Source organism: Persicitalea sp. (assembly GCF_041751555.1).
Lineage (GTDB): Bacteria > Bacteroidota > Bacteroidia > Cytophagales > Spirosomataceae > Persicitalea.
The window spans coordinates 1-3,841 of the sequence record NZ_JBGSXF010000375.1; the positions used below are offsets into that span (position 1 = coordinate 1).

The 3,841-nt window shown below is 47.5% G+C and carries 3 protein-coding genes; 2 read left to right on the forward strand and 1 reads right to left on the reverse strand.

What is annotated here, in order from left to right; translation table 11 throughout:
• On the reverse strand, window positions 1–270 hold a 270-nt coding region (locus ACEW8P_RS13375), incomplete at its 3' end, for a sulfatase-like hydrolase/transferase (protein ID WP_373513578.1).
• A gap of 318 nt (window positions 271–588) precedes the next feature.
• Here ACEW8P_RS13375 and ACEW8P_RS13380 point away from each other — a divergent pair.
• Complete coding sequence (locus tag ACEW8P_RS13380) at window positions 589–2,325, forward strand: PQQ-dependent sugar dehydrogenase (protein WP_373513579.1); 1,737 nt, start codon at window positions 589–591, stop codon at window positions 2,323–2,325.
• Between the two features lie 56 nt (window positions 2,326–2,381).
• Window positions 2,382–3,841 (forward strand): hypothetical protein (locus ACEW8P_RS13385; protein ID WP_373513580.1); only part of this gene is annotated, 1,460 nt, incomplete at its 3' end.

Here is a 3,841-nt window from a genome sequence, read left to right on the forward strand (position 1 = left end):
CGAAGGCGAGCAAACGGCTTGCTGGCAGTAGGCCCGCTCGAAGAGCAAACCGCTGGCCGCGAGGCGGTCGATGTTGGGAGATTTTACCAAATCGTCGCCATAACAACCCAACTCAGGTCGCAGGTCGTCCACGGCGATGAAGAGGACATTGGGCCGGGCGGGGGCTTCACTGCGTGGTTTCAGCGAAACCAGAAAAACGACGAGTAGCCCACCAGCTATGGCCAAAGCTAGGCTGAGTAATGATCCAGACTTTTTTTTTGAGGACTTCATAAGTTTCTGTGGCAAACTAACTCCGGTTGTGGTTCGGCGCTTTGTTCTTTTTTGTGTTTCGTGAAATAGTCGTTCAAATCGTAATTGGAGACCGTAGCCCACTATGAATTTACCTACGGCGGGTATATTACTGATTTGGGTTTACTAATCGACAATCGAAATCAATTTGGCAAGAAAAGAAGCCGACCGTTTTCAACTACTGATCCGATGCCCGAAACCGGGCCAGCTTCTCTTAACTGGCATTCTCTTTACTATTTGTGAGGACAGTAGCTCAACCCAAAAATCAACTTTGAATAGTTTCTGAGAAAACGCGATGCAATGAAGTTGTCGAGAATGTGTCCTTACGAACTATTATGCATTTTTGTAATGAGCGGTTTCTTGTCCGGCTCTGTTCAAAAATCGAATCTCCCGAAAGGAGATGCCGATAACGGCGGTCTCTTCCTCCCCGACGGGTTTGAAGCGGTGGTTGTCGCGGACAATATTGGCCACGCCAGGCATCTGGCCGTGAATGAAAATGGGGACATTTACGTAAAACTCACCTACGCGAAGCAAGACTCCGGCAATGCTGCTATCAGAGACAGCGATAACGACGGAAAAGCTGATCATATCGCCTATTTTGGAGACTATGAAGCGGAGAGCGGCTATGGCCCAACTGCTATGAAAATATACAGTGGCCATATATATTTTAGCACGAAGGGTGCTGTGTATAGACAGAAATTGACCCCAGGCAAACTAGTACCCGAAAGCAAAATAGAACTGGTACTTACCGATAATTACATCAGCGAACATATCGGCAAATCGCTCGCTTTTGACGACGATGGACACATGTACGTCAATTTTGGCTCAATCAGTAATAATTGTCAGGTAGATAACAGAACTCCCGAAAGCCCAGGCCAATATCTGTGTGCTGAACTTGCCGAACACGCTGGTATATGGAGATTCGATGCCAATAAACTGGGTCAAACTCAAAAGGACGGACTCGGGTATGCCACCGGACTGAGGGACGGGATAGCGATGGATTGGAATCACGAAACAAACACTTTATTTGCCCTGGAACACGGCAGAGACGACCTGCATCAACATTGGCCATCACTATATTCGGAATGGGAAAGTGCCATGTTACCGTCTGAGGAATTTTTTGAAGTGAAAGAGGGAATGAACGGTGGGTGGCCTTACTATTATTACGACCAACTGCAAAATAAAAAAGTGGTGTCGCCCGAATACCAGGGCAACGATTTGACAAAAGAAGTAGCTAAACCCGCCAATCCGATAATGGGCTTTCCGGGACATTGGGCACCGAATGATCTATTCTTCTACACCGGGAGTCAATTCCCTGAACATTACAAAAATGGCGCTTTTATTGCCTTTATGGGATCGGCTGGCCGCGCTCCGTACCCACAATCAGGATTTTTTGTTGGTTTTGTTCCTTTCAGAAATGGTGTGCCGTCAGGCCCCTGGGAAGTATTTGCGGACGGATTTGCGGAGAAAGATACGATTGTAAGTTCTTCTGATGCGGCTCATCGCCCAATGGGAATAGCCATGGGTCCCGACGGCTCCCTGTACATCAGCGATAGTGTTACGGGAAAGATATGGCGAATCATCTATAAGGAGAGTAAAGAAAACTTTGGCAAGAATCAGTTGGCAAAGATGGAAAAACGTAAAACCCTAACCCACCTCAGGACCCCCGACAAGATCAAAGACAACCTGGCCAGAAACATAGCAAATGAAGGCCAGAAAATCTATAATCTTTATTGCATTTCATGTCATCAAAAAGATGGCATGGGAGATGGGAGCCGTTACCCTCCTCTGGGAAAATCTGAATGGGTGATTGGAGATAAAAAAAGGCTTTTGAAGGTACTATTGAATGGTCTGAAAGAGCCAATTACCGTAAATGGAAAGCACTTCAATGGCGAGATGCCCAAATATAATTTTTTGAGCGATGCTGACATTTCAAAAGTAACCTCCTACATCAGGTTGAATTTTGAAAATAATGCAGGTGCCATTCAGGAAAAAGAGGTGGCTAACGTGAGGGGTAAATTAAAGGATAAAAAATAACAAGGCAGAGAAGTCATTTAAACATAACTCCTAACACGTTTAGTATTTCAAACAAAATGAAAAATGTCATCGGCGGATTTCTCATCGCACTCTCTCTTTTCCCACAACTTTCCCAAGCCCAAAATAAGGTTCAGGGCCAAAAATTTATCGTTGAACCGCCAACCCTTGAAAATTTGGGGTTCGAATGGTATGTCGATGGGGACGCTAACCGGAATGCCTCGGTAAAAGTCGAATATCGGATCGCGGGATCGGGCAAAGAATGGAAAAAGGGCATGCCTCTCCTAAGGCTTGGGGGAGAGCATATCGAAAGGGCTGGAATCGATTATACCGTTCCCCATATGTTCTCTGGAAGTATTTTAGACGTCAAGCCCGATACCAAATACGAGGCCCGCTTTACTTTGGAAGACCCTGATGGAGTCGATGGTGAAGCAGTTACAGTCGTCAGTGTTTCTACTCGGGCCGAGCCTAAGGCTGCTCGCGGAGGAAGGGTGAGGCACGTTTATTCCCAATATTATACGGGTGTAAAAGAAGAGCCAAATTACCCTGGGCTGGTTTCTGCTTATGGTGGTTCCGAAAACACGAAGGGTGATTGGAACGTGGTGGCCGAAGATGTGGTGCAGCCCGGCGATATTATCAAAATACATGGAGGACTTTATCAGGGTGTACTTCTCAACTACCCGGATTGGCATAATATACCCTTCGATGGAACGTATTTTTTCACGGCAAAAGGTACGGCGGAGCTCCCCATAGTGATCGAGGCGGCCGGGGATGGGGAAGTCATCTTCGATGGCGCTGGTGCCGCTATTCTGTTCAATGTCATGGCCACCGAACACCATATCTTTCAGGGGCTTACCTTCAGGAATGCTGGCCGGGTCTTCGATGCTGGCCGCAAACGCTTGGCAGGAGCCAGCGATCTGACCATACGGAACTGTCGTTTCGAGAATGTCGGAGAAGGCGTTGTGACAGAATTCGCCGGTTCTAAAAACTTTCTTATTCAGGATAACGTGATCCTTGGCCGCGATGATCGTCATAGATTGTACGGTTGGAACGCTCACCGGGAGGGGCTGATTCCGTACGGAACGCACCTGTTGGATTCTTACTACGGCATCAAAGTGTACGGTTCCGGCCACGTGATTGCCCATAATTCCATTGCCTTTTTCCACGATGCTATTGGTGTATCGACCTATGGTACCCCGGAGAAGGAACAGGAATTGAAAGCGGTGTCGATCGATATTTATAACAATGATCTACACCTCTTGGTCGATGACTTTGTCGAGGCGGACGGCAGTGTACACAATGTTCGCGTCATGCGGAATAGGGGGGTAAACGCCGCCGAGAATGGTATAAGTGCCCAACCGGTTTTTGGTGGCCCCGCCTACTATATCAGGAACATCCTCTACAATGTACCGCAGGGAGGGGCGCTCAAAATTCACGGTGGGGTGCCCGGTCTCACGGCTTATCATAACACGTTCATTTCGGAAAGTAACGCGGGTTCCAAGTACCCAAATTCCAACTA